This is a genomic window from Streptomyces sp. NPDC002795, assembly GCF_042888725.1.
Taxonomy (GTDB): Bacteria; Actinomycetota; Actinomycetes; order Streptomycetales; family Streptomycetaceae; genus Streptomyces.
The window spans coordinates 393042-418298 of record NZ_JBIAQB010000005.1 but is presented as its reverse complement, the minus strand read 5'-3'; the positions used below and the strand labels follow the sequence as shown (position 1 = coordinate 418298).

The following is a 25257-nucleotide window of genomic DNA, read 5'->3' as shown; positions in this document are numbered from 1 at the left end:
ATATCTGCACCAGTGTAACTACCTGGAGGATTCCATGCCCACCACGGACGACCGGAATGCCGTCACTACAGTGATCGACTCGCTCGTCGACGCCTGGCGTCGCCACGACGCCGACGCGTACGGTGCGCAGTTCACGCAGGACGCCACCTACGTCACCTTCGTCGGCACGTACTACCAGGGCCGCCGCGACATCATCGACAGCCACCGCACGCTGTTCGCCAAATTCCTCAAGGGCACGCAGCTCGCCGACGAGATCCTGGACATCCGCTTCTACGGTCCGGACACCGCCGTGATCACCGGCCGCGGCGACAGTTACAAGGGCAGCAGGCCAAGGAAACTGACCAAGGTCCAGACATACACCCTGGTCCGGGAGCCGGACGGCCAGTGGCGCATCGCGGCCTTTCACAACACCAAGCGCAAGCCGCTGATGGAGGCCATCTCCTTCAAGGTCGCGCCCGCTCTCGTCCCGGCATCCCAGAATTGACCGGTGAAGCTGCCGGCTACACGAGGCCGTGCTCCACCAACTCGACGACGCCGACCTCATCGACGTCACCCGCGTCGTGCTCGACACCGCTCACGTCCGCGCCAGGGGGGGGCGAACACGCAGGCCCGAGCCCCGTGGACCGGCGCAAGCCGGGTACCAAGATGCACATCCTGTCGGATCCGAACGGGACGGCCCCTCCTCGTCGAGATCTCGGCCGGCAACGTCCACGACAGCGAGGGACTCAAGCCCACGGCCGAAGGTCACGGTCGAAGGGATCGGCATGCGGCCCAGCCACCTTGCTCTGCTGCCAGGTTCCCGGTTCCTGCTGGCGTCGGACCGTACCCGCAGGGACGCGCAGGGAGCCTGGTGGAAGAACGCCGTCGTGTGCTCCCCAGAGGGCCGGCCGGAGGGGGCCTTCTGTATCGGTGACGACATTCAGGCCCTGGTCACCGACCGCAGCGGGGGCGTCTGGATCGCCTACGGTGACGAGGGCATCTACGGCAACCACATCCAGGCCCTGGTCACCGACCGCAGCGGGGGCGTCTGGATCGCCTACGGTGACGAGGGCATCTACGGCAACCACCCGGAGTCCGGGGCCGGCCTGGCAGGCTGGAACACCCGGGGTGTCGCCACGTGGACACCGGAGGGGAGACTTCCCGACTGGCCACTGGAGGGTTGCACGGCCGCCACGGAAGGCGAGTCGGTGTGGCTGGTCTGGTATAGCCCCAAAGGAACCTTCCTCACCCGGATCACACCCTCCACCGGCGAAGTCACGAGCTATCGCAGCCCGGTAAAGGCCCCGGACGGGTTCGCAGTGTGTGGCACGCGGATGGTTCTGACCAGCCGCGACCACTACAAGCGCAGCACCACCGTGACCCGCGGGGAGCTGGTCGGCGACGTGTGCGTCGCCACCTGCCAGGAGCGCGTGCGGGTGCCCGGGCGGGTGGTCATGAACTGCGGCCAGGGCCGCGACGGAACCCTATGGCTCCGAGCCGGCCGTACCTGGCTACGCATCGACGCCTGAGACCCGCGACCGTCAGACCAGCGGCAGAACGCCCGTCAAGGCCCACCGGTCGGCGGTCGGGGAGGCGCCGACCGCCGCCGAGAGATGCTGGCGCAGGAATACGGCTGCACCGAAGCCCGCGTGGGCCGCGACCTAATGACAGCGGGTGGGAAAGCTCCCCACGTGATCTTCGAGAGCGCTGCCGAGCAGTGGGACCTTGAACTGGACGACCTCTTCGTGACCATCGGCCATCGTTTCGGCCGTGTGGAACTTCGACCGCATGCGTGACTACGTACGCGGACTGCTCGCCCCGGTGGCCCGAAAGAACAGCTGGCAGCTGGCCGAACAGGCAGGCCACGCCACCCCCCGATGGTCTGCAGCACCTGCTCGCCGACGCGAAGTGGGAGCCCGACGACATCCGCGACGACCTGCAGCCATACGTCGCCGACAAGCTCGGTGAGGACAGCGGGGTCCTGATCATCGACGACACCGGCTTCGTCAAGAAGGGCACCACATCCGCCGGGGTTCAGCGCCAATACTCCGGAACTGCCGGCCGCACCGAGAACTGCCAGATCGGCGTCTTTGCCGCCTACGCCTCCGGCCGCGGACGCGCCTTGGTGGACCGGGAGTTGTATCTGCCCAAGTCCTGGGCCGAGGACCGTGAACGTTGCCGCGCGGCGTTCGCCACCAAGGGCGAACTGGCGCGGCGCATGGTGCTGCGTGCCCTCGCCTCACCGCTGCCCATCGCCTGGGTCACATCGGATTCCGCCTACGGGCAGGAGAGTCGCTTCCGTCGGTTGCTGGAGCAGTCGGGCGTCGGCTATGTGCTGGCCGTGCCCAAGTCCCAGTTCACCGTGGGCTGTCCTCGCATCGAGGGTCTGTTCGCACAGGCCCCGGCCGAGGCGATTCATGGTGGGTGTTCCTTGTGTCCTGAAGGTGATCAGAGGGCTCTGCGCAGGCCCGGTTACGCCGGGAACGTCTCGGACGACTGCTGGATGCGGTCGATGAGGCGGTGCTGGTTGACGGCGTCGGCGAAGGTGGTGGCCTCGTGGGTGCCAGTCGCCTTGTCGCGGGCGAACGCGGCGTACAGGTGGGCGAGGTCCTGGACGCTCTCGTCCAGCGAGGTGTCCGGGAGGGAGCGGTACGCCTCGGGGACGGGCAGCACGGCGGGCGCCGACCCGGGAGCGCTGTCGGCGTTGACGCCGTGGATGGTGTTGTCCTCGGTGTTCTCGAAGGCGCGTGCGTTGGTGATCCGCAGGACGCCCTCGGTGCCGGTGATGTCGATCTGCAGGCCCGTGGGGAACGTCTGGCCGCCCTCCAGCTGGACCGAGAACAGGCCGCCGCTCTCCAGGGTGCCGATGGCCATGGCCTCATCGGGCTTGACGGAGACAACAGCCTCGCCGCTCTCCGCGAGAGTGACCTCGGGGAACTGGTTCTCGGTGACGGCGGTGACGTCCTTGGGCGGGCCGACGAGCTGGAACAGCACGTCGAGGAAGTGCCCGCCGTAGACGGAGAGCACGTGGGTGAAGTTGCCGGCGTCGATGGTCCACGCGACCCTGTCCGCCATGACGGGTCCGAACGCGTCCACGCCGACCGACATGCGGGCGGCCCGCACCTGTCCCACGTACCCCCGTGCGAGAAGGTCGCGCGCGTAGCGGTTGGCGGGCCCCAGGCGGCGCTGGAGGCCGACGATGTGCCGCACGCCCTTGGCCTCGGCCAGCGCGAGGAGTTCTTCCGAGTCCGCGGTGCTCAGGGTCAGCGGCCACTCGCTGTAGACGTCCTTGCCGGCCTCGATGGCGGCCCGCACGAGCGGCGCGTGGCCGGGGGAGGGCGTCACCACCGCCACCAGGTCGACGTCCGGGTCGTTGATCAGCTCGTGGGGGTCGTCATAGGCGTGCGGAATGCCGAACTTCTCGGCCGCTTTCTGCGCGGACTCCTTGCGGCGCGCGGACACGGCGGCCACCTCGAACTCCGGCAGCGTCCGCAGCGCGGGGATGTGTCCGTAACTCGCCCAGCCGCCCGCTCCGATGAGCCCGACCCGGATTGCCTGCGTGGTCATGTCCCTGCTCCTTCACGTGTGGGTGGGTATGGGCCCCATCGTCGGGCCCAGTGGGTGTGCGCTGCTCTGGGCGCGGCCGGGCGGTACACGCTTCCCGGCCGCGCTTCATCCGGGCGCCGGGACGGGCAAAGCCGTGGCTGCGTGCGCCGCAGGCCACGTCCAGGGCGATGCGGAGGATGACGAGAGTTCCTCAGGTCAGCGATGACGCGCCAGAGCCGCTGAGGAGGAGCCCGCCGACGGCGCCGATGCCGGCCTGCCAGGTCCGGACGGCTGAGGGCTACCCGCCCCCGCCCTCTCCCGGTTCCTCGCGCCAGGTGATGCCGCGAAGCCGGATGATCGTAGGTGCGTCATGGCCCTATCCTTGAACCTTGACATTAGTGTCAAGGTCAAGCCCGGAGGCCCAGGGCGTCACGCGAGGAGGGCCACATGCGTATCGGAGAGCGCGCCCCATCGAGGAATACCGCACCCCCACCTCCGAGGAATGGAACACCTTCCTCGGCCACTTCGAACGACGCAAGCTCTCCGTCGGAACCTGCGCCCGCGCCTTCGGCACCGCATGCATCCACGAACACGCCGGCTTATCCGAACTTGTCCAGCGGAGTCTTGTGGGTGGAGTCGCCAGCACCTTCTTCACTGTGAGTAGTGGTTGCGAAGGACTCCAGCGGGGGCGCGTGGGGCATCTTGTGCACCGCTGACAGATGCCAGGGCGTGTCCGTAGGACTATGAGACCGATCTTTGGTCTGGTCGGATGGTGCCAGTTGGTGGGATGATGACCAGCATGACGATCATCAGAAAGGCCGATGCCGCGTAGACGGCCTGGCCGTGTCCGTGCCGAGCTTCCCCGCCGGCCCCGGATGCAGGACGACCTCACGATCATCCATGGCCTCTCCTCGGCAGCTCTCGCTGAAGTTCGACGGATAGAACGTCAGAAGAAGTACCTGTGGCCGGGCTCGATCGGGTCGGCCATGGTGCGCTGGAGTAGCTTCGTCCACCAGCCGAACCGACGTCTGTGGGACTACGAGAGCGACGGCTGCACGGAGTGGGCATGTTGCGGAGACCCGTGGCGGGCCCGCGAGTACCTCGAAGCGGTGATTCTGGCGATGTCCCGACGGCGGGCACGTGAACTCCGCTGCCTCGTTGAAGCTCTCGACAGACGCTACTGATGGCCAGCGGGACGGCCCATGTTCGTGTCGCGGGCGGCCTGGTGCTCGGGCATTCAAGCAGCGCTATGCGGGTGGGTTGTCCCGTGAATCTGGTGCAACCACTCGTTGAGAGCGACGTAGTCCGGGTCGGTGAGGCCGCGGCGGGGGGCGACACGATGGAGGAGGGAGCTCTTCGGCCGGCCGAGGTATTGGCCAGAATGAGAGGTCACACTCTGAGATGCCCCGGCCCTCGTTAGTCGTCGCCCAGGGCGAGGAGGATCACGAAGTGCTCTGCGGTGGTTCCGGCAACGACGACATCGATGCCGTGCCGGGTGACGGGCGTCCACGCGCGGCCGTTGCCCATGCCCTCCGTGTTCGTGACCCAGCTCGTGCCCCGACCGAGCAGCTTCGCCACTCGCGTGGCCGCCCGCTCCGCGTGATCGCGGTCCCGGAGAAGGCTCCGAGAGTAGACGAGATCGAAGGCTGACAGGTTGGTCATCAACTCGATCGCTCCCTCCGCGTCCACGGGCCGAAACGCTGCCTCGATCTCGCGGGCAGACGCGGGACCGACCGCGCCCGCGACAGCCTGATGCGCCCAGTCGTCCTGCGCGACCATGACGAGGGCGAACACCTCCTCCGCGACGGTGGCCTTCGATATCGCGCCCCAACTGGCGTAGACATGACTCGATGCAGCCAGCGAACGCAGCAACGGCGCGATTTCCTCCAAGATCTGCATCCGGGCATCCTGCCAGGCCCCACTCCATGAGGGGACTGGCATTTCGCTGGCTGACGCTCGAGAGCGCGTCGGCGCTCAGTGCTCGGAGTTGGTGCTGCTTCGTCCGGCATCGCGGCGGATGTAGGGCATACCGAGATGGACGGTGGACGGTTGTGCTGCACGGTCGCGCATGGCCTCCAGCTTCTGCGCGGCAGCGGCCAGAGTGGTCTCGATCGCGGCGACCTCACCGAGCCAGCCCTGGTCCTTGGCCTCCTGGAGCCGGTCGAGGAGGTTGCCGTGGATCTCCTAAAGGCGTGGCATCTGGGCCGGGTCCACGAGAAGTAGGGGACACCTGACACAGGCGTTTTCATGCTGGCAGGGGGTCGCGTAGTCACGGCCGCAGGTTCCCAGGGCGACCTTTCGGAGTTCGAAGTGCGAAAGGAACTCGTCCCACTCGGTGGCGGTGAGCTCGCGGTACTCCTCGCTGGGTCGCTCGGTTCTGCGGCGGGCGATGAAGGCCCGGTGATGGGAGATCACATCTTCCGGGTAGATCGCGGCATAGCCCATGGTCGTGTCCAGAGCGGCGTGGCCGCAGATCTTCGCGGCGATGTGCGGGGGCAGTCCGGAGCGGATGGCATCGGTCACGAAGATCCTTCTGAAGTCGTGGGGGCGCCATTCGAGTGGATCGCCGGCCACGGTGATCTGAGCGGACTGCTAGGTCGCGACCAGGCACTCGCGGATGTAGCTGCGGGTCAGCGGCCGGTCCTCGGTTCCGTACCGGCGTTGGAACAGAAGCGGCATGGGCGGGCTCCAGGTCTGCTCGAACACGTCGTATGCCGACACCAAAGGAAGGGCGGCGCTCCCGGCCCGAACCCGGAAGATGATCGCGGTCAGTACCTCAGCCAGCTCCGGGGAGACCAGCAGCCGGCGCTCCGCATCGGTCTTGGACGGGGTGACCTGCAGCATCGGCACCACCTCGCCGGTGATGGGCAGTCTGTAGGCGATGAAGCTGTGGTGGGTGAGCTCCAGCATCTCCTCGATCCGGATGCCGGTGTGCCGCAACACCTCCACCGTCGCCCAGGACCAGAAAGCCGCCTCCTCCTCGTGCGTCAGATTCCGCCGCCTGTCGGTGGCCACCGCGGTGGCATAGACGCGGCCGGCCTGCCCGGACCGGGAGCGCTCGAACTCCTCCCCGGCAATGAGGAACCGTCCACCGGCCGACGTCGCGCGAGCCGCGGTGATGCGAGCCTCGGCGTCCTTGCGCTGCCGGTCGACGGCGCGTAGCAGGGCAGGCAGCAGTGGCAGCTGGGTCCTGGCCCGCTGGTCCATCCGGGACTTCACCCGGGACCTGGACTTCTTCGTCGCGCACTCGCTCGCCTTGATCGGACACGGCGCCACCCAGGGGGCCCACCGCGCCGGATCGTCGGCTGCCCAGCGGGCGATGTCCTGGTAGAACGCCCGGACGAACACCAGCTCGCTGCGGAAGTTCACCCGCGGCCGCACCGGGTGGCCCTCGGCGTCACGAATGTGTGCCAGACGTTCCTTCCACGCCTGCGCGACCTCCGGCGCCAGTCGCAGCGAGTCGATGCCCGGATGGTGGATCTCCAGGTCGCGCCAGAACAGCCGACACAGATTGCGGGCGATGGAACGCAGCGAGACGTGGTCGAGCTCGGGAGCCCGCTCGGTGAAGTACTCGACCAGCAGATCGCGGACTGCCCGGCACTCGATGCCGTACCCGTCGACGATCTGCTCGACGCTGCGACGGCCCTCGATCCGAAGCACTCGCAGCCGCGGTGGTGCGCTGGCCGGGAGCACGCCGGTCTCCTTGAGTAGGGCGTAGAACAGCGGCCGGCCCGCGCTGCCGCGGAAGTGGTGTTCCTCCAGCGCGGCTGTCAGCTCGATGCAGTCGCCGACGGTGATGTCGCTGACCCGGCCGCCCTTGCGGATCACGATCCAGGTGAGCTTGTTCAGGGCGTCGGACCTGGCCGAGGCTGTCGCGTGCTGAGCCAGTTGGTCGAGCCGCCGGAAGGCGTCGGGGTCGCTGGCGGCCCGGGTTTCGGTGAGCATCACTGTCAGGCGTTGCCGCAGCAGCCACACGTAGCTGGGGCGGATCGCCTGCCCTGCGACCAGGAGCGCCAGTCCTGTGGCCAGCTCATCGCGCTGGTGGCGCTTGGTTGCACCGCGTCCTTTCAGTGACAAAGCGGTCCACTCGAAGCCGGCGGCGTCCGCTCCGCTGGCCATCCAGCGGTCCTGCCAGGTCTCTCCCGGCTGACCTTCGAGCCAGTCCAGTGCCTTGCTCAGGCCCCGCCGCCGCGTCTTGTCGCGGGCGAGGCTGGCGCTGGGGTCGGTGAACAATCCCAGTAGCCGTTCGACCAGGCTCTCCCGGCTCTGACGGGTCTGCCACCAGCTCGCTTCGCACACCCGCGGTTCCCACTCCAGCGGCTTGTCCTCCTCCGGCGACTCGACGGGCGTGGCGACAACGGCGGCCTGCGCGATTGGATTCACCGGCGATCCCCGTTGGCGGTCGACGTGCCGAACAATGCTGCCAGCACCTCGGGGCGGTAGCCGGGCGCCGGCGGGGCCGGCGGTTTGGCCAGCTCGGTGCGCTGCCGTTCATGGTGGGCCAGGACCTGGGCGACGACCTCGTCGGGAGTGGGAGCGATATAGATCTCCGTGGTGGTGATGTGGGCGTGACCAAGGACCCACTGCACGTCGGCGAGGGTCAGATTCGGATCACGGACCATCCTTTTGGCCGCGCTGTGCCCCAGGTCGTGCAGGGTCCAGTTCGCGCCGAGCAACTGGTTGGCGCGGGTGAAGACCATCCGGGCCGCGTCGTACTCCAGCGGGCGAAAAGGCCGGCGAAGTGTCCACCACAACGGCTCCGACAGGCCCTTGGGGACCGTGCCGCGGAGTTCCTGCTGGTAGAGCCGCAACCACACGAACGCGTCCGCGGAGGCCGGAAGGTGCTGGAGGGGCTGGCTGCCCTTGCGGACCACGCCGATCGTCTGGTCCTCGGGCGCGACCAGGCCCTGCTCGACGCCGAGCAGCTCAGAGGCGCGGGCGCCGGTGGAGATGTAGAACGCGATCAGGGCCCTGTCCCGGTTGCACTTCAACGCGACGAACAGGTCGTTGAACGCCTGGTCAGGAATGATCCGAGGGGTCGGCTTGGGTTCCTTGGGTTGATACGTGCCCCGGCGGGCGGGGCGCCGGAAGGGCTGCATCGGGTTGTGGTGCGCGTTGGGACTGCTTTCCTCGGCGGCACCGCCCTGAGGGAACGGATTGATCAGCGGTCGGCCGTGCGTCTCTCGGTGGTACTCGTAGAACGACCGGATCACCGCGCGAGCGTGCCGCCTGGTCCGAGCGGCATAGTTCTCGCCGGGCGCGGCCTTCCCCGTGATCGGGTTTACCGACCCCGGTGGAGGCGCGTCGGGACGGCGCTGCCGCGGAGGCTTCTTTGTGGTCTTCAGCCACAGTGCGAAGTCGCGGGCCTCGACCCGGCTCGCGAGATACCAGGGCACGTCCACCGCGTGTAAGAACCGGACCCACGCCAACAGCTCGTAGGCGTAGGACCGCAGCGACGCCGGACTCGCGTCGTCAGCAAGCATGTGGTGCAGAAACTCACTGACCGCCACTACCTCGGAGCCATCGGCGTCCACGAGCCGGAACGGTCGCAGCGGGTCACCACTCTTCTCAACGCGTCCGATCCGCGCCACTCTCAGTGCCGCCACATCCCGGACCGTCGTGCTGTGCTCTGGCATCCGTACCTCCACGGGCCGACCGACTCGACGACACGCGATGAGACCAAATTCGCCCGGACACACGCAGTCACCATGGAGCTCCAGAAGCAGCTACAACGTCCTTGCGATCACTATGCGTTGACTTCAGCATGAGCCCAGGAGACGTCCAACTCAGTTCGGTCAACGGGACATCCGCTGCTCCATGCTCCGCCCCGACCCTGCCCAACGCGCCCGCCTGACGGAGATCCGCGAAAACCTTCTCGCCCGGATCACCGAAGCCGAACGCGAAGAATGGCTGGGCGAGATCGAAGGACTCGAGATCAGCCTCGCCGGAGCCCAGGACAAACTCGCCCTGCTCGATGCGGAGCAAGCCCGCACACGGCGGACCGTCGACCTGGGGATGCCCTCCTTTGCCAACCTCGCCGGACGTACCTCAACCGCCGACCACCCGTGACCAGAACCTTTTGGATCACTCGCCGCGCGAACGCACATGGACCAACTCATGACGGCCGGTGAGCTGACCGCGGACGCACGAATAACAGCTGGCTGCCGTCCAGATGGATCTGCCAGGGTGACGGGCGTGACGCGCCACTTTCTACCCGGACTCGAGCTCGCCCAGCTGTTCTACAGGCAGGTTGTCGCCCCGATCCTGGACACCACGCTGCAGGACGTGCCGTACGCCGCGGCGCTGATTGGCTACGGCTCGGAGGTCCAGGGTTTTGACACCGTCCGCTCCACCGACCACGCCTGGGGACCGCGCGTACAGGTCTTCCTCGCCAACGAAGACTTCCAGGCTCTCGCGCAGCAACTGGAGGCGGATCTAGACCGGCAGCTGCCGACGCAGTTCCACGGCTATCCGGTCCGGTTTCCCTTTCCCGACAACACACCACCCCGGCACTGGGTACACGTCAACGATCTGCGGGCCTTCTTCACCGATCAGCTCGGCGCCGACCCCGCCCAGGGGTTGTCGGCACGCGAGTGGCTGATGATCCCGACGCAGCTGCTACGGGAGCTGACCGGCGGCGCGGTCTTCCACGACGGCCTCGGCCTGCTCGAGTCCTACCGCAATGCCCTGGCCTGGTACCCCAACGACGTGTGGCGCTACGTACTGGCCTGCCAGTGGATGCGCCTGTCGCAGGAAGAACCGTTCGTCGGGCGCTGCGGTGAGGTCGGTGACGACCTGGGCTCCGCGGTGGTCGCAGCCCGGCAGGTGCGCGACCTGACGAAGCTGTGCCTGCTGATGCACCGGGTCTATCCGCCCTACAGCAAGTGGCTGGGCACGGCATTCACCACACTGCCGTGCGCCCCGACGCTCGCCCCGCTGCTTTCGAACGCGTTGTCAGCGCGAAGCTGGCAGGAGCGAGAGCAGTACCTGTCGCCGGCCTACGAGCTCGCCGCCGCCATGCACAACGACCTCGGGCTCACCGAACCTCTTGAGGTGCACGTTCGCCACTTCCACACCAGACCGTTTCTGGTCCTGGATGCCCACCGCTTCACCGATGCCCTCATCAGCACGATCAGCGATCCAGCCCTCCGCGCACTGCCACCAGTCGGCACGATCGACCAATACGTCGACAGCACCGAAATCACCGACCGGAACCACACTGACCGCCGCATCCGCTACATCGCCGGGCCGGGACTGCCCGCTTCACCTACCAAGACTTAAGTTCAGAGACGTGACCAGGCCGAAGCTGATCGCTCCGGACCAGACGGGGCGGGGAATGGCGCGGCCTTCCATCGGCGGCCCCGAGAAACCCCAGCCTAGACAGGTCGAGCCCCTCCGGCACTCTCAGCAACCACTCCAGATGCGCCCCCTGCCACGCCCCCATAGCGTTGCAGCAATCCCCACCTCCACCACGCAAGGAGCAGTCATGGGCGACAACAGCGCCATGGACAAGGCCAAGGGCAAAGCCAAGGAAATGACCGGCAAGGCCACCGGCAACGACCGGATGAAGACCGAAGGGCAGACCGACCAAGCCCGCGGCAAGGCCAAGGAAGGCGTCAAGAACGTCCGCGACAAGGCCAAAGGCGCCCGCGACTCCCTGCGCAACGACGACGACCAGTAACCGGTCTCGCACTGTGCCCTCCCGCTAGCGGGAGGGCACACGCATGCGGCCGGACACGGCCCGATTGTCGGTGTGGCCAGCAACAATGCCTGGTATCCGTCCGGTGATCGCGGAACGCGGCCGGCCGCACGACACCGGCCCGGGCATCTTGCGCTGGGTCGCGAAACGGACGATCGCCTCGCTGCATGGCTTACGCCGCCCGCAACTGCTGGGAACGACGCGACGACACCCTCGAAGCCTTCCTCGGTCTCGCCGCCCGCCCGGTCACGCCTCCATGTCCAACGCCTCTGTCAGCACCTCTTAGGGGTGGACGAGGCGGCGGACGTTGTCGATGTGTCCGCAGTCCGCTTTGAGGTGCTTGGCGCGGCTCTCGGTGAAGGCGGCGCCCAGTTCTTCGCGGCGTTCCATGGGCACGTTCTCGCGGGCGCCGTTGAGGATGGTCCGTTCTTCCTCATCGGTGTGGTGGGTGACAGCCTCGACGAGCTCCTCCAGCTTCTCGTCCCAGTCCTCGCCACCGACTTCGTCCACCGCAAGGAGGGCCAACAGTGCCTTGTTGCCGTCCTCGTGCTCGTGGACGCCGTGGTCGACCTCGTCGTTGTCGACGTCCCGGAAGCGTTTGAGTGCCGGATAGACCTCGTGCTCCTCCGCGAGTGCGTGCGCCACCAGGAGGTCGGCGAACTCCCTGAGCGCTTCAGCACGTTCGGCCTCTACGCTGCGCATCCGGCGGAACAGCTCCTCCATCCGCCGGTGGTCGTCGAGGATGAGTTCTACGACATCAGTGGACGCTGCCCTGTCCGGCATGCGGTGGCTCCCTTTTCAGTCGGACGGTGCTGTCGCCGACGTTGTCGGGGCGTCGGGGCGGCGGCTAGTTCGGTGGATAGGGCGACACTCGGAGGGTCCGTGCGAGGTGGGCTGCGTTGGCCGCCAGCGTGCGGGTGTTCTTCGCGACGCTCTCCGGTGTGTTGTCCAGGTCCTGGTAGTCCGTGCCGTGCTGGGCCTCTCCCACCCAGTACGTGACCGCGCCTGGCGCCAGCGAGAACCCGAGGTCGTTCAGGCCCTGGAAGACATCGGCGCTCACTTTGTGTGCGCCGTCCTCGTTGCCGACCACAGCCAATGCGGCGACCTTGCCGGAGGGCAGTTGCCTGCCCTGTTCGTCGGTCTCGGAGATGTCGGCGTTCAGCCGTTCCAGCACCCGCTGACACAGGCTGGAGGGGTGGCCGAGCCAGATGGGCGTGGCGAGCAGCAGAATGTCCGCGGCGAGCACCTTCTCGCGCAATTGGGGCCAGTCGTCCCCCAGGTCCACGGCGACTCCGGGACGTACGTCGAAGTCCGCGACACGGAGGGTGTCCCCCTCCACTCCAAGCGCCTGCAGCTCGGTCATGACCTGGTCGGCGAGAAGCTGGCTGCTTGAACGGGCGGGTGACTGGGTGAGGGTGCACACGACGGCGAGAGCGCGAGTCATTCACTAGCCTCCTGAGGGTGCGGTGGGTTGCGGCCCGGGGCAGGGCCCGTGACGACTACCCCCACCTCACTCCTCAATACCGTCCCCCGCCACCCAGGTTTCGTGCCGGACACCAGCTCAACGGAGGACCGCTGGCACCGTCGCGTGGCGTGCCCCAGGCTGAAGGAGTGGGGGTCAACCACAGGAGATGGCGATGAGGGCTCTGACCTGGCACGGAAGGCGCGACGTCCGGGTGGACACCGTCCCCGACCCGAGAATCGTCGACCCGACCGACATCATCGTGCGGATCACATCGTCGGGTATCTGCGGGTCGGACCTGCATCTGTACGAGGTTCTCGGGCCCTTCCTCGACCCTGGTGACATCCTCGGCCACGAGCCCATGGGCATCGTCGAGGAGGTCGGGTCCCGGGTCACCGCCGTATCAGCCGGGGACCGTGTGGTCGTGCCCTTCAACATCTCCTGCGGTACGTGCTGGATGTGCGGCCGGGGCCTGCACTCGCAGTGCGAGACATCCCAGGTGACCGAACAGGGCATGGGTGCTTCACTGTTCGGCTTCACCAAGCTCTACGGTCAAGTACCCGGAGGACAGGCCGAGTTGCTGCGCGTCCCGTTCGGCAACACCTTGCCGATCAAGGTGGAGCACGGGCCGCCGGATCAGCGCTACCTCTACCTGTCCGACGTCCTGCCCACCGCATGGCAGTCCGTCTCCTACGCGGACATCCCGCAGGGCGGAAGCGTCACCGTGATCGGTCTCGGGCCGATCGGAGAGATGGCCGCCCGCATCGCCCTGCACCGCGGAGCGAGCCAGGTCATCGGCGTGGACCTGGTCCCCGAACGACTCGCCCGCGCCGCGGCGCGCGGAGTGCAGACGCTCGACCTGCGCGAATACGAGGACGGAGTCGGCGACGAGATCCGCAGCAGAACCGCCGGCCGTGGCACCGACTCCGTGATCGAGGCAGTCGGCATGGAAGCACACGGCGCCCCGCTGACGAGAACGGCCCAGCGGGTCGCCGGCCTGCTGCCCGATGCCCTCGGGGAGAAGGTGATGAGCCGCGCCGGCGTGGACAGCATGGTCGCCTTCAACACTGCGGTCGACGTGGTCCGCCGCGGCGGCACCGTGTCGATCATCGGCGTGTACGGGGGCGCCGTGGACCCGGTCCCGATGCTCACCATGTTCGACAAGCAGATCCAGCTGCGCATGGGACAGGCCAACGTCAAGCGCTGGGTCGATGACATCCTGCCGCTCCTCGACGACGAAGACGTCCTGGGAGTCGAGGACTTCGCCACCCACACCCTGCCGCTCGAAGACGGGCCGGCGGCGTACGCCACGTTCCAGGCGAAGGACGACGGCATGATCAAGACCGTACTCACACCCTGAGGTTGAGGCCGTCGGCCCGGCGTCCAAGACGGTCCTGGCGCCCTGAGCTTGTCTCTTGACCTCGGTGCGCTTGGGCCTGCGGGCGCCTCTCCGGTAGGTCATGGTTTCTGATCACGCGGAAGGGGAGAGGCGTTCGCGCACCCATTCGGGACTGGGGTTGGTGTGTGGCTGGCCCGCCACGACGACGGTGGGCACGGTCTCGTTGCCGTCGTTGGCTGCTCTCACCGCTGCGGATGCTGCCGGGTCGCGCCAGATGTTGACCCAGTGCAACTGGCGGGCGCTGCGGCTCAGCCGGATGCGCAGCCGTATGCAGTACGCGCAGCCCGGCCGCCAGAAGACGACCGGTCGGCCGTCGACCGCGCTGCGGCGTTGTGCCTCCTGCGCACCGATCGACCTCGGGAAGATCAGGGGTGAGTACACGACGGCGAGCGCCAGGAACGCCAGCATGATTGCTGCGGCTGTGCCGGGGCTCCCCTCGGGGATCTGCCCGGTCGCGACGGCTGAGCCGCTGAACACAAACAGCATCGGCAGGATCCATGAGCGCATCATGGTGATGCAGGCTATCGATGAGTCGAATTGCTCCTTGAACTAGGGCGTCCGCCTGGGTGTTCGCCACACTCAGCTCCGGCTCACCCGCAAAGCCGCGGCGGACCTCCGCCGCCCCTGGGAGAAGTCGGCCGAGCCCGCACGGCTCACCCCCGCCCGCGTCCGCCGAGGGTTTCGGAACCTTCGCCCGCACCTGCACTGCCCGGCCCGCGCACCGCCCCCCCCCAACACCCGGTAAAAAAAGGCAAGCTGAGACGTGAGATCACCCGCCGGTGTGGTGTGCTCACGCCCGGTCGCCCGACCTGTCGCGGAGACTGAGCGTGCGCCGGGCGCGGCTGAGCAGGCTCTCGGTAAATGCGCCGTGCAGTGCGGCGCGGGCGGCGTTCGCGCCGGGGGCTCCGTGGACACCGCCGCCGGGATGAGCGGAGGCCGACGCGAGGTAGAGGCCCTTCACGGGTGTTTCGGGTCGGCCCGTGCCCGGCGAGGGCCGGAAGAACAGCTGCTGATGCAACGCGGTCGTGCCGCCGTTGATCGCTCCGTTGTACAGATTGGCGTCGAGCCGCTGAAGGGTCGGGGGTGCGAGGAGACGGCGGCCCCGGATCAGCGACCGGAACCCCGGCGCCCACCGTTCGACCTCCTCCTCCATCCGGTCCGCCATGGCTTCCTGCTCTCGCTGGTCCCAGGCTCCGCTCAGGCCGTCCGGCCCGGCGTCCCCCTTGATGTGGTGTGGCACGTGCGTGTACGCCCACGCGGATTCGGTTCCCGCGCAGGAGCGGGTGGCGTCGGCCGTGGTCATCTGACCGAACAGCAGGAACGGGCGGTCGGGCACCTGGCCCGTGGCGATCTGTGCGGCGAACCGGGTGAGCCCGTCGACCCCGTCGGCGAGATGTACCGTTCCCGCGCCCGCGGCGTCCGTCGCCGTCCACGGCACCGGACCATCAAGCGCCCAGTCGACCTTGAACGTGGCGAAGTCCCACTGGAAGCGCCGCATATCGGCCAGGAGCCGTGCGGGCAGATACTTCTCGTCGACCAGCCCTGAGTACAGCGCCGGCGCCGACACGTCCGCGAGCACTGCCCGGTGGGCGGACACCGCGTCACCCTGCGCGGTCCGCACACCAACGGCCCGGCCGCCGCGTACGACCACCTCCGTCACCTCCTGCCCGCAGCGCACCACACCGCCGTACCGCTGAAGGCGCCGCACCAGCGCCGCCGTCAGCTGCCCGGCGCCGCCGACCGGCACGGGAAAGCCGTACGTCTGGCCCAACATCGCCATGAGCCAGCCGAACCCACCGCTGCCCGCCGTTTCTGGTGCGAGATCGGCGTGCAGTGCGTTGCCTGCGAGCAGGAGTCGTCCTCCCTCTCCCCGGAACTCTTCCTCGCCAAGCCGCCGCACCGGCAGCACGAGCGACCTGGCCAACCGCAGCCCCCCGGCGCTCCTGAGCCGCGAAGCGAGCCTGGCTGTCGCCAGTACCGGGGGGAAGGGGGTGAACAGCGCGCTGATGACGTCGGGGCCCACCCGCCTCCACACGTCGTGCAGATCGAGCCAGGCCCTGCCGTCGCCGGGCGTCAGCGCGTCGAGCCCGGCCGCGGTGTCGGCGCTGCGGCGTTCCAGGACGGCGCACCTGCCGTCCGACAGCGGATGCGCAAGGACACGCGGGGCGTGAGTCCAAGTGAGGCCCTCTTGCGACAGATTCAGCCCGGCGAGGACCGGGGAGGCGGCAGCCAGCGGATAGAACGCGCTGCACAGGTCGCTCACGTAGTCCGGGTGGACACCGCGGTCGCTGCGGACCGCCCCACCGGGTTCGGCCTGAGCCTCAAGGACCTCCACGCTCCAGCCGGCCTCGGCCAACAGGTTCGCTGCGACCAAGCCGTTGGGGCCCGCGCCGATCACCACTGCGTCCGGCATCGCCGCCTCCTGTTCTTGCGGCCACCGTGGGGGCCTGTGGGGGTCAGCTCTCCGCAGGGGTCTGCCGCTGTGTGCGTTCGACCACGTCGGCCAGCCGGGCCAGCATCCGGCGATGCCGGAGCTGGAGGATTACGTCGAAGGCGGCGTTGTGCAGGGCCGCGCCCGGTCCGCGCAGGGGGTGTTCGTTGATGATGACGAGCGTCTGATCGCCCCAGGGCCGTACCTCGATGGCGATGCGGGCGGAGCCGAGGGGTCCGCTGTCCGCCTCCAGCTCGATCCGACGGGGTGGGCCGACGTCCCGCACCGTGGTCTTGCCGGTCCCGGTCCAGGGGCCGACGCGCACGGTGTACTCGAGCGTGGCGCCCAGCTCGGGCCAGGCCTCACCTTCCTGACGGGAGGAGTCCGTGCCGACCACCCACTCGCCGTAGCGGGAACCGTCGGCCAAGACGGCCCACACCGCCGCAGGCGGCTTCCTGACCAGCCGGTTTCGTACGGCCATGGCAGCTCCAGCCGGGAGTCGGGCGTCAGTGTCGACCGCGTTCCAGCGTAGAACGGACCACGCCGCGCCGCTTTCCCACGCGCACCATCGTGTGATCCCCGGCCCCGTGCGGCGGCGCCCGAGCAGGAGGCGGGGCAGGATCGGTTCATGAGCGACGACAAGGGCGACAAGGAAGAGGCCGGCCGCACGAACGTGGAGCACGTACGACCCAAAGGGGTCAGCGATGCCACGGTCGAAGCCCTGGGTGTCCTCTCGGAGGCGCTGGAGACGGTGGAGCGGGCCCGTGGCCACCTGTACGCCTTTCATCAGCTGACAGGCAGCGCCGACCTGGCCGTGGGGACGGCCGCCGAACTGTTGCGAAGGGCGGGTCACGCGTCGCAGGCGGATCTGGTCGAGAACGAGATCGAGGGGCGAAACGTCATCCCCGACCACTGGACCTACCAGATCGTCGAGTCCTACAACGCGACCTACTACCGTCCCTTCACCGACGTCGAGGCGCAGGTACGGCAGGAGCTCGCCTCGGGCCGTAGGCATCTGTACGAGGCGGAGATGAAGCAGGCGCGCCGCACCCGGGGCCATCCCGCTCACACGGCCGGACCGGAACAGGGGTGAAACGATCACGTGGGGAACCCGGGCGGCCCCGACCCGACTACGGACTGGCACTGTGATGAGAACAGACCTCAATCGACTGCTGGGCGCCGCGACCACGCTGTACAGCGTGGCCATCATGGCCAAGCCCCAGTGGTTCGCCAAGCCCTGCGGTCTTCCGCTGGAACCCGACGGCACGACGCCACGTGGGACGGGTGCGCTGATCCGGGCGATCGGCGCGCGGGACACCGCGATCGGGCTGGCCATGGTCGCCGCGACCGGCAGCCGTGCCCGTCGATCGGTCACCTGGTGCCGGGTGGCCGCTGACGTCTCCGACGCCGTGGTCTTCGGCAGCCTTCTGGACAAGCGCGAACCACGCCTCAAAGTCGCCGGATTCGCCCTGTCGTGGGCCGCGCTGTGCGCCCTGAGTCTGCGCGGAACTCAGCGGGAGCCGCACCCATGACGCCCACGGGCTTCATTCGGCGGGGCGCACGCGGTCGTGCGCGGCGTCGCCTCCGGCTCCGAGCAGACCGGTCGCCGTGAAGTCCGACCGCGTGACAGCCCCGTGCGACAGCCGCGTGACCAGCATCGGCAACCCCGCGCGAACCGCCTGCGCACCGCGCAGCCATCCGGGGACGTAGACACTGGCGGCGCGCCGCTCCACCGCGTGCACGAGCCGGTCGGCCACGTGCTCGACCGGGTAGACCTTCCGCGCGGGGCGCGGCATGTGAGCCCGCAGCTCCCGCAGCACCGCGTACCGGTCGGCATCCCGGATCATGTCGGTGTCGATCCAGTTCAGATACGCCGTACCGACGCTCACGCCGCGCGGGTTCAGCTCGGCGCGCAGGGAGTGCGCGAAGAACTCGACGCCCGCCTTCGAGGCGCAGTACGCGCTCATCATCGGTGCGGAGCCGATCGAGGCCAGTGAGGCGATCTGCAGGTAGTAGCCGCGGGTCTGCAACAGCTGGGGAAGAAACACCCGCGCCGTGGTGGCACTGCCCACGAGATTGACCTCGATCACGCGTCGCCACGTGGCAGGGTCGGAGTCGACGAACGGGCCGCCCTCCGCGACTCCGGCGTTCGCCACGACCACCGACACAGCCCCCAGCCGGTCGCGGACCTCCCCGGCGACAGCCGCCATCGCCTCGTCATCCGAGACATCCGCGTGCCAGTACCCCGCAGGCGTCGGTAGCGAATCGGCCAGCGCCGCGAGCCTGTCCGCCTCGAACCCGACGAGTGCCAGCCTGGCCCCACGTTCGGCAAGCAGCCTCGCGACCCCTTCGCCGACGCCACGGGCAGCGCCGGTCACCACGGCAGTACGGCCGGCCAGCGGCATTCCAGCCTTCATCAGGGCTCCTCACGACCGAGGGCGGCGATCACAGCCAACACGCTCGTCCATCCGGCATGGTGGCCCACGCTCTCCTGCATGCTGTCAGCGACTGTGCCGGGCCGCATTCCGCAGGGGCACCACCCCGTGCTCCCGGCTCGATGGAGCCGGCTGACGCGGCTGGCATGTGGAGCGACGCGGCCACCGTCACCGGCTACCTTGCGGCCGGCACCTTGTGGATCCCGCCGGTCGCAGGATTCTTCGGGATCCTCTCGATGACCACCGGGACCGCAGCGGCGCTAAGGCTTGTCCCGTGACCAGGCGTTACGGGACAAGCCTTAGACGTGCTCACAGATGGCGAAACCCGCGACTCGAACGCGTGCGTTCGGGTGCCGTGAAGAGTGTTTGTGATCGCATCGGTTGGAGGGCTGGGGGGCAACCTGAAGCTCGCCCGGGCCTGCGCTGCTCAAGTCCTAAAATGCAGCTCAGCGCACACGGCCTCGGGGTTTGAGCGGCACAGGAGGCAGCTCCGGCGCATCCAACCGCTCCCCGTCGTACCCCTTCACTTCCCCAAATCGCGACCCGCTCATCCAGTCCTCACGCGCCTGCATGATCTCGTCCTGGTTGCGGCCGATGAAGTTCCAGAACATCACCAACTCCTCCTCGAACGGCTCCCCACCGAGCAGCATCAGACCCGCGTCCGACGCCGCGCGCAGCGGGAGTTCGGTGCGGCCGCAGCCGAGGTAGAGCATTGAGCCGGGGAGCAGGGAGACGTCGTCGACGTGGGCCTCGCCGGACATCGACAGGACCGCGTACTCGAAGTCCGGGTTCAGGGGGAGGCGCGTTTCCGTGCCGTGGGCGAGGGACAGGTCCGCGCCCACGATGGGGGTGTACGTCGTGCCGGGGGACGCCGCGCCGTCCAGTGAACCGAGGATGACCGTGGCCGTCAGGCCGGGCGCCGTCACCGTCGGCAGCGCACCGTGGTGCTCGAAGTGCGGGTCCACGTGGCGGTGGGAGTCGGGGAGCGCCACCCAGAGCTGGGCGCCGTGCAGGAAGCGGGCGTGGGAGCGCGGGCTCTCCTCGGAGTGGGAGATCGCGCGGCCCGACGTCATCAGGCCCAGTTCGCGGGGGCGGATCGTCTGGAGGCTGCCCGTCGAGTCACGGTGCAGGACCTCGCCCTCGTGCAGCCAGCTCACCGTCTGCAGGCCCATGTGCGGGTGCGGCGGCACCTGCATGCCGGGCTCGTCCGTGATGTCGTCCGGGCCGTAGTGGTCGACGAAGGCCCACGCGCCGACCATGCGGCGGCCCAGGTTGGGCAGGAGGCGGCGCACCTCCGTGGATCCGCCGAGTCGGACGCGGCGTGGGCTGAGGAGTTCGCGTACCGGTTCCGACACGACGAAGCCGCGTCCGCCGCACACAGAGGGCACTGGCTCGCGGTCAAGATTGCTCATGGGGCAGACCCTAGCCCCGGCGCCGCGCCGCGTCAGGTGTGTGGGCCGGGGAAGGCGGAGCGCCGCCCGTACGGGTCACCCGGCGCGCAGGGCCGGGGGCCAGGCACTGGAATGGGTCGGGTGCGCCTCGTGAACGGTGGGTCCGGCACTTCGCCGCCCGACGACTGTCTCGCCCGCAACGACTGGATCTGCGGCGAGTATCTGAGCACGCGTCGGCACATGCTGGTGGACGCCACCGTGCAGCATCTGGAGATCACTGTCGTGGCTGTCGCCATCGCTGTCGTGATCGCTGTGCCGTTGGCGCTTCTGGCGAGGCGGTGGGGGTGGGCCGCCGGGCCCGTGCTCGCCCTGACCACCGTGCTCTACACGATCCCGTCGCTCGCGATGTTCTCGCTGCTGCTGCCCGTGTACGGGCTGTCCGCCACGCTGGTGATCGCCGGGCTCGTGCTCTACTCGCTGACTCTGCTCGTGCGCAACATTCTCGCCGGGCTGCGGTCCGTTCCCGAGGACACACGGCAGGCCGCGCGCGGCATGGGGTACGGGCCGATCCGGCTGCTGCTGACCGTCGAGCTGCCGCTCGCGCTGCCTGCCGCGCTCGCCGGGCTGCGTATCGCCACCGTGTCCGCTGTCTCGCTCGTGACCGTCGGCGCCATCGTCGGCTACGGAGGTCTGGGGAATCTGATCTACAGCGGCATGAACACGTACTTCAAGGCGCAGGTGCTCACCGCCTCCGTGCTGTGCGTCGTCATCGCGCTCGTCGCCGATGTGGTGCTCCTTGGCATCGGGCGGGTGCTCACACCCTGGACGAGAGCGAGCCGCGCGTGAAGCTTCTCTCCGACTCCTGGAACTGGCTCGCCGACTCCGCGCACTGGGCCGGCGACAACGGCGTCTGGCACCGGCTCGCCCAGCACGTCACACTCACGGTCGTCTGTCTCGTCATCAGCTGCCTGATCGCGCTGCCCATCGCTCTTGTTCTCGGGCACCTCGGGAAGGGCGGCGCGCTCGCCGTCAATATCGCCAACGTGGGGCGCGCCGTGCCAACCTTCGCCGTGCTCGTACTGTTGCTGCTCACGCCGCTCGGGCAGTACAGCGAGGGGCCCACCGTCGTCGCCCTCGTGCTGTTCGCGGTGCCACCGCTGCTCACCAACGCGTACGTCGGGATGCGCGGCGTCGACCGGGAGGTCGTGCGGGCCGCGAGGGGCATGGGGATGACGGGGCGGCAGATGCTGCTGCGGGTCGAAGTGCCGCTCGCGCTGCCGATGATCCTCAACGGTGTGCGGATCGCCGCTGTGCAGCTTGTCGCCACCGCCACCATCGCCGCCATCGCTGGGGGCGGTGGGCTCGGTCGGATCATCACCGCCGGGTTCAACCTCGCCAGTACGCCGCAGGTGGTGGCGGGCGCCGTACTCGTCGCCGTCTTCGCGCTCGTCGTCGAGGCGCTGTTCGAGCTCGCCGAGCGGTTCGGGCCCGGGTGGCTGCGGGGGAGGAGGGCCGGATGAGCGGGATCTTGCGGCGGGTGGCCCTGCTCCTGGGGCTCGTGCTGCTCGTCAGTGGGTGTGCCAGTGGGCCCTCCCTGGAGGAGCAGGGGGAGGTGACCGCGCCGCCCGGTGACAGCGAGCACCTCGTCATCGGGTCCGCCGGATTCACCGAGAGCGATCTGCTCGCCAACATGTACGCGCTGCTGCTGAAGCAGGCGGGCTACGAGACCGAGCTGCTGTCCGTGGGCAACCGCGAGCTGTACGAGCCGGCCCTGGAGTCCGGGCAGATCGACGTCGTGCCCGAGTACGCCGCCACCTTCGCCGACTGGCTCAACGCCAAGGCCCACGGCGCCGACGCGAAACCCGTCGGATCACCCGACCTCGACGCCACCATGAAGAGACTGCGGGCTCTCGCGGCGCCGCGCGGGCTCGATGTGCTCGACGCGGGGAAGGCCGTCGACCAGAACGCGTTCGCGGTGACCGCGGCCTATGCGAAGAAGCACCAGCTCAAGACGCTCAGCGACCTCGGCGCCTCCGGGCTGAAGGTACGGATCGCCGCCGGCGACGAGTGCGTACAGCGGCCCTACTGCCAGCCGGGGTTGGAGAAGGTCTACGGCATCGACGTCACCGGGATCGACCCCAAGGGCGTCGGCACCACGCAGGCCAAGAACGCCGTCCAGAACGGGCAGGACCAGATGGTGCTCACCACGACCACCGACGCCACCCTCGGCGACTTCGGGCTCGTACTGCTCGACGACGACAAGAAGCTCCAGAACGCCGACTACCTCGTGCCCGTCGTCAACCGCTCACGGGCCGGCAACAAGAAGGTCGCCGGGGCGCTCGGCGCGCTCAACTCCGTGCTCACCACCGACGACCTCGCCTCCATGAACCAGCAGGTCGACAGCTGGCGCCGACTGCCCGAGGACGTCGCGCGGACCTACCTGGAGGACAAGGGGCTGCTGCGGCAGGGCGGTTGAGGGGTGTGTGCCGCGGTTCGGCGGGCAACCGGGGACTGACCGACCGTCCGCGACCTGGACACGTACAGGAAGCCCCATGAATCGAGCCGTCGTCGTCGGAGCGGGCGTCCTGGGCGCCTGCGTCGCCTACCACCTCGCCCGAACGGGCGTCGAAGTCGTCGTCCTGGAGGAGGCGGGGCCCGCGTCCGGCACCTCCCGCGCCACCTTCGCCGCCGACGTCACCCACCTGAAGACCCCGCACACCTACTACCGGCTGAACCGTCAGGGCTCCGACGGGCACCGCGCCCTCGCCGAGGAACTCGACGGGCCCACCTGGCGGCATCCGGTGCCGCTCGTGCAGTGGGCCGACAGCGACGACACGCAGCGCACACTGCACGAACGGGCCACGCGTGTACGGGAATGGGGCCACGACTGCCGCAGCGCCCCGGCCTCCGTACTGCGCGACCTGGCACCCGCCGTCGACCCGGCCGCCTGCACCGTCGACGAGGTCGTCGTACACACCGGCACCGCCTGGTTCGACGCTCCGCGCCTGGTGCACACCCTGCTGGACGCGGCCGTACGCAGGCACGGCGCCGAGACGCACTACGGCACCCGCGTCACCGGCCTGCTCCGCAGCGGCGCGCGGGTCGTCGGGGCGGAGGCGGGGGAGCGCGACTGGGGCGCGGACGTCGTCGTGAACTGTGCGGGGCCCGCCGCCGACCAGATCGCCGCGCTCGCCGGGGCACGCCTTCCGCTGCGGCACGTGCCCGGACTCGTCGCCGAGAGCGCGCCGCTGGCGCAGGAGCCGCTGACCGCGATCCTCTCGGCGCCCGGCATCGACCTGCGGCCCACGGCGGACGGAGGTGTGCTCGCCCTGTCGTGGGAGGTCGACGCGCGGCTGGAGGGGACGGCCACCGACGGCCTGCCCTCCGAGCTGCTCCGACGCGCGAGCACCGTCGTGCCGGGCATGGGGGAGGCCCGGATCGCCGACGTGCGCATCGGCGTACGACCCGTGCCGGAGGACGGGCTTCCGCTGGTCGGCGAGGCGGATGCGGCGCCCGGCCTGTACCACCTGGTGTCGCACAGCGCGGTGACGCTCGCCCCGGTGCTCGGCAGGCTCGCCGCGCAGGAGATGACGAGCGGGCGGGTGGCTGGGGAACTGGACGCGTACCGGCCCGGACGGGCGATCGACGGCGGCGATGTACAGGACGAGAATCTGCGGGCGATGAACCGCCACGGACAGGACTCTCAACGTCAACTTTAGGGTTATGTTGGCCCGTGTTCGTAACACCCGGTCACGCGTCCGCCACCGAGTCGAACTCCACCTCGTCCCGCCCCACGCCCTGCGCGTCCGCGTCCACCGACCGCCGCAGCGCCTCGTGCAGCTTCGCCGGTGTCAGGACGCCGAGGAAGCGGGCGCCGTCGAGGACCGCGACCCAGCCCGCGTCGTGCTGGAGCATCACACCGAACGCCTGCTTCAGCGGCGCGCCGACCGGCACCCACGCCCGCATCCGGTGGGCCAGCTCGCCGACCCGGCCGTCGGGACCGGCGAGTGACGCCTCGTCGACGCCGATCCAGCCGTGCAGGTCACCGCCCTCGTCGAGGACGACCGCCCACCGCACCCCTTCCTCGCGCATGCGGGCGGCGGCGCGAGCGGGCGGCTCGTCGAAGCGGGCCACCGACGGCTGCTCCAGGTCGACCGGCTCGATCTCGGTGACCGACAGACGTTTCAGGCCCCGGTCCGCGCCGACGAACTCGGCGACGTACGGGGTGGCGGGCGAGCCGAGCACCGCGCCCGGTGTGTCGTACTGCTCGATGCGGCCCTGCCCGTAGACCGCGATGCGGTCGCCGAGCCGCACCGCCTCCTCGATGTCGTGCGTGACAAGGAGGACCGTCTTGCGGACGGCGGCCTGCATCTTCAGGAACTCGTCCTGCAACTGCTCGCGCACCACCGGGTCGACCGCACCGAACGGCTCGTCCATCAGGAGCACGGGCGGGTCGGCGGCGAGCGCGCGGGCGACCCCGACCCGCTGGCGCTGACCGCCCGACAACTGCTCCGGATAGCGGTTCCCGTACGTGGACGGGTCCAGGCCGACCAGGTCGAGCAGCTCGGCGGCCCGCGCCCTGGCCTTCGCCTTCTTCCAGCCGATGAGCGCGGGAACGGTCGCCGTGTTGTCGAGGATCGTGCGGTGCGGGAAGAGGCCGACCTGCTGGATGACGTAGCCGATGCGGCGGCGCAGCCGCACCGGGTCGACGCCGGAGATGTCCTCGCCCTCGACGTGGATGTGACCCGACGTCGGCTCGATCAGCCGGTTCACCATCATCATCGTGGTGGTCTTGCCGCAGCCGGAAGGGCCGACGAGCGTGACCAGTTCACCCTCGTTCACCTCGAACGAGAGGTCGTCCACCGCCATCGTGCCGTCCGCGTACCGCTTGGTGACATGGTCGAACCGGATCATG

Annotated in this window: 25 protein-coding genes and 3 pseudogenes; 15 read left to right on the top strand and 13 right to left on the bottom strand. The window is 69.0% G+C overall.

Features of this window, described 5'->3' with window-relative positions; all coding sequences use genetic code 11:
- Positions 1 to 34 precede the first annotated feature (34 nt).
- From ACFYWS_RS18010 to ACFYWS_RS17995, 4 genes and pseudogenes are all read left to right on the top strand, one after another.
- Positions 35 to 484: an SgcJ/EcaC family oxidoreductase gene (locus tag ACFYWS_RS18010; protein ID WP_389276866.1), complete on the top strand. Its 450-nt coding sequence runs from the start codon at positions 35 to 37 to the stop codon at positions 482 to 484.
- A gap of 13 nt (positions 485 to 497) precedes the next feature.
- Positions 498 to 766: pseudogene (locus ACFYWS_RS18005) on the top strand (transposase); the annotation flags it as partial.
- Positions 765 to 1508: a hypothetical protein gene (locus ACFYWS_RS18000; protein ID WP_389276864.1), complete on the top strand. Its 744-nt coding sequence runs from the start codon at positions 765 to 767 to the stop codon at positions 1506 to 1508. The pseudogene ACFYWS_RS18005 and the gene ACFYWS_RS18000, both read left to right, overlap by 2 nt.
- A gap of 135 nt (positions 1509 to 1643) precedes the next feature.
- Positions 1644 to 2320: pseudogene (locus ACFYWS_RS17995) on the top strand (IS701 family transposase); the annotation flags it as partial.
- Between the two features lie 131 nt (positions 2321 to 2451).
- Here ACFYWS_RS17995 and ACFYWS_RS17990 read toward each other — a convergent pair.
- From ACFYWS_RS17990 to ACFYWS_RS17970, 5 genes are all read right to left on the bottom strand, one after another.
- Positions 2452 to 3546, bottom strand: a complete 1095-nt coding sequence (locus tag ACFYWS_RS17990) for a Gfo/Idh/MocA family protein (protein ID WP_389276861.1) — start codon at positions 3544 to 3546, stop codon at positions 2452 to 2454.
- Positions 3547 to 4941: 1395 nt separating this feature from the next.
- Positions 4942 to 5424, bottom strand: a complete 483-nt coding sequence (locus ACFYWS_RS17985; protein ID WP_389276858.1) for a hypothetical protein — start codon at positions 5422 to 5424, stop codon at positions 4942 to 4944.
- 285 nt (positions 5425 to 5709) lie between these two features.
- The gene (locus ACFYWS_RS17980; protein ID WP_389276855.1) at positions 5710 to 6048 is read right to left on the bottom strand and encodes a hypothetical protein; all 339 of its coding nucleotides are present in this window, start codon (positions 6046 to 6048) and stop codon (positions 5710 to 5712) included.
- Positions 6049 to 6117: 69 nt separating this feature from the next.
- The gene (locus tag ACFYWS_RS17975) at positions 6118 to 7908 is read right to left on the bottom strand and encodes a site-specific integrase (protein ID WP_389276852.1); all 1791 of its coding nucleotides are present in this window, start codon (positions 7906 to 7908) and stop codon (positions 6118 to 6120) included.
- The gene (locus ACFYWS_RS17970) at positions 7905 to 9161 is read right to left on the bottom strand and encodes a tyrosine-type recombinase/integrase (protein ID WP_389276849.1); all 1257 of its coding nucleotides are present in this window, start codon (positions 9159 to 9161) and stop codon (positions 7905 to 7907) included. Before ACFYWS_RS17970 ends, ACFYWS_RS17975 begins: the two co-directional genes overlap by 4 nt.
- A gap of 181 nt (positions 9162 to 9342) precedes the next feature.
- Between ACFYWS_RS17970 and ACFYWS_RS17965 the strand changes: the two genes are divergently transcribed.
- The 3 genes from ACFYWS_RS17965 (at position 9343) to ACFYWS_RS17955 (ending at position 11206) form a co-directional block, all read left to right on the top strand.
- Positions 9343 to 9594: a hypothetical protein gene (locus ACFYWS_RS17965; RefSeq protein ID WP_389276846.1), complete on the top strand. Its 252-nt coding sequence runs from the start codon at positions 9343 to 9345 to the stop codon at positions 9592 to 9594.
- Positions 9595 to 9720: 126 nt separating this feature from the next.
- The gene (locus ACFYWS_RS17960; protein WP_389276843.1) at positions 9721 to 10806 is read left to right on the top strand and encodes a DUF4037 domain-containing protein; all 1086 of its coding nucleotides are present in this window, start codon (positions 9721 to 9723) and stop codon (positions 10804 to 10806) included.
- Between the two features lie 205 nt (positions 10807 to 11011).
- Entirely contained in the window at positions 11012 to 11206 is a 195-nt protein-coding gene (locus ACFYWS_RS17955; RefSeq protein ID WP_389276840.1) for a CsbD family protein, read from the top strand.
- 300 nt (positions 11207 to 11506) lie between these two features.
- On the opposite strand, the gene ACFYWS_RS17950 is transcribed toward ACFYWS_RS17955, so the two are convergent.
- Together ACFYWS_RS17950 and ACFYWS_RS17945 are read right to left on the bottom strand one after the other, a co-directional pair.
- Positions 11507 to 12007: a hemerythrin domain-containing protein gene (locus ACFYWS_RS17950; protein ID WP_389276837.1), complete on the bottom strand. Its 501-nt coding sequence runs from the start codon at positions 12005 to 12007 to the stop codon at positions 11507 to 11509.
- A gap of 64 nt (positions 12008 to 12071) precedes the next feature.
- Positions 12072 to 12668 carry a flavodoxin family protein gene (locus ACFYWS_RS17945; protein ID WP_389276834.1) on the bottom strand — a complete coding sequence of 199 codons (597 nt, stop codon included), beginning with the start codon at positions 12666 to 12668 and terminating at the stop codon, positions 12072 to 12074.
- Positions 12669 to 12861: 193 nt separating this feature from the next.
- On the opposite strand from ACFYWS_RS17945, the gene ACFYWS_RS17940 reads away from it, so the two are divergent.
- A complete protein-coding gene (locus tag ACFYWS_RS17940) occupies positions 12862 to 14046 on the top strand; it encodes an alcohol dehydrogenase catalytic domain-containing protein (protein ID WP_389276831.1) in 1185 nt (394 codons plus the stop codon).
- Between the two features lie 111 nt (positions 14047 to 14157).
- On the opposite strand, the gene ACFYWS_RS17935 is transcribed toward ACFYWS_RS17940, so the two are convergent.
- Complete coding sequence (locus ACFYWS_RS17935; protein WP_389276828.1) at positions 14158 to 14595, bottom strand: glutaredoxin domain-containing protein; 438 nt, start codon at positions 14593 to 14595, stop codon at positions 14158 to 14160.
- A 64-nt stretch (positions 14596 to 14659) separates the two neighbouring features.
- Here ACFYWS_RS17935 and ACFYWS_RS17930 point away from each other — a divergent pair.
- Positions 14660 to 14815: pseudogene (locus tag ACFYWS_RS17930) on the top strand (transposase); the annotation flags it as partial.
- Between the two features lie 60 nt (positions 14816 to 14875).
- Here the strand turns inward: ACFYWS_RS17930 and ACFYWS_RS17925 are convergent.
- Both ACFYWS_RS17925 and ACFYWS_RS17920 read right to left on the bottom strand, forming a co-directional pair.
- Positions 14876 to 16498, bottom strand: a complete 1623-nt coding sequence (locus tag ACFYWS_RS17925; RefSeq protein ID WP_389276825.1) for a phytoene desaturase family protein — start codon at positions 16496 to 16498, stop codon at positions 14876 to 14878.
- Positions 16499 to 16541: 43 nt separating this feature from the next.
- Positions 16542 to 16997, bottom strand: coding sequence for an SRPBCC family protein (locus tag ACFYWS_RS17920; protein WP_389276822.1), 456 nt, complete (start codon positions 16995 to 16997; stop codon positions 16542 to 16544).
- 147 nt (positions 16998 to 17144) lie between these two features.
- On the opposite strand from ACFYWS_RS17920, the gene ACFYWS_RS17915 reads away from it, so the two are divergent.
- Together ACFYWS_RS17915 and ACFYWS_RS17910 are read left to right on the top strand one after the other, a co-directional pair.
- Positions 17145 to 17609, top strand: coding sequence for a hypothetical protein (locus ACFYWS_RS17915; protein WP_389276819.1), 465 nt, complete (start codon positions 17145 to 17147; stop codon positions 17607 to 17609).
- A 55-nt stretch (positions 17610 to 17664) separates the two neighbouring features.
- Positions 17665 to 18048, top strand: coding sequence for a DUF4267 domain-containing protein (locus ACFYWS_RS17910; protein WP_389276816.1), 384 nt, complete (start codon positions 17665 to 17667; stop codon positions 18046 to 18048).
- A 12-nt stretch (positions 18049 to 18060) separates the two neighbouring features.
- On the opposite strand, the gene ACFYWS_RS17905 is transcribed toward ACFYWS_RS17910, so the two are convergent.
- Both ACFYWS_RS17905 and ACFYWS_RS17900 read right to left on the bottom strand, forming a co-directional pair.
- The gene (locus ACFYWS_RS17905; RefSeq protein WP_389276812.1) at positions 18061 to 18933 is read right to left on the bottom strand and encodes an SDR family oxidoreductase; all 873 of its coding nucleotides are present in this window, start codon (positions 18931 to 18933) and stop codon (positions 18061 to 18063) included.
- A gap of 464 nt (positions 18934 to 19397) precedes the next feature.
- The gene (locus ACFYWS_RS17900) at positions 19398 to 20363 is read right to left on the bottom strand and encodes a pirin family protein (protein ID WP_389276809.1); all 966 of its coding nucleotides are present in this window, start codon (positions 20361 to 20363) and stop codon (positions 19398 to 19400) included.
- A gap of 129 nt (positions 20364 to 20492) precedes the next feature.
- On the opposite strand from ACFYWS_RS17900, the gene ACFYWS_RS17895 reads away from it, so the two are divergent.
- The 4 genes from ACFYWS_RS17895 to ACFYWS_RS17880 all read left to right on the top strand — a co-directional run bounded on the left by ACFYWS_RS17895 (position 20493) and on the right by ACFYWS_RS17880 (position 24061).
- Positions 20493 to 21188, top strand: a complete 696-nt coding sequence (locus ACFYWS_RS17895) for an ABC transporter permease (protein WP_389276806.1) — start codon at positions 20493 to 20495, stop codon at positions 21186 to 21188.
- Positions 21185 to 21862, top strand: a complete 678-nt coding sequence (locus ACFYWS_RS17890; RefSeq protein ID WP_389276803.1) for an ABC transporter permease — start codon at positions 21185 to 21187, stop codon at positions 21860 to 21862. Before ACFYWS_RS17895 ends, ACFYWS_RS17890 begins: the two co-directional genes overlap by 4 nt.
- A complete protein-coding gene (locus tag ACFYWS_RS17885) occupies positions 21859 to 22818 on the top strand; it encodes an ABC transporter substrate-binding protein (RefSeq protein ID WP_389276800.1) in 960 nt (319 codons plus the stop codon). The genes ACFYWS_RS17890 and ACFYWS_RS17885 overlap by 4 nt, the downstream gene beginning before the upstream one ends.
- A 76-nt stretch (positions 22819 to 22894) precedes the next feature.
- Entirely contained in the window at positions 22895 to 24061 is a 1167-nt protein-coding gene (locus tag ACFYWS_RS17880; protein ID WP_389276797.1) for an NAD(P)/FAD-dependent oxidoreductase, read from the top strand.
- A 31-nt stretch (positions 24062 to 24092) separates the two neighbouring features.
- On the opposite strand, the gene ACFYWS_RS17875 is transcribed toward ACFYWS_RS17880, so the two are convergent.
- Entirely contained in the window at positions 24093 to 25256 is a 1164-nt protein-coding gene (locus tag ACFYWS_RS17875) for an ABC transporter ATP-binding protein (protein WP_389276794.1), read from the bottom strand.
- Position 25257: the final 1 nt, after the last annotated feature.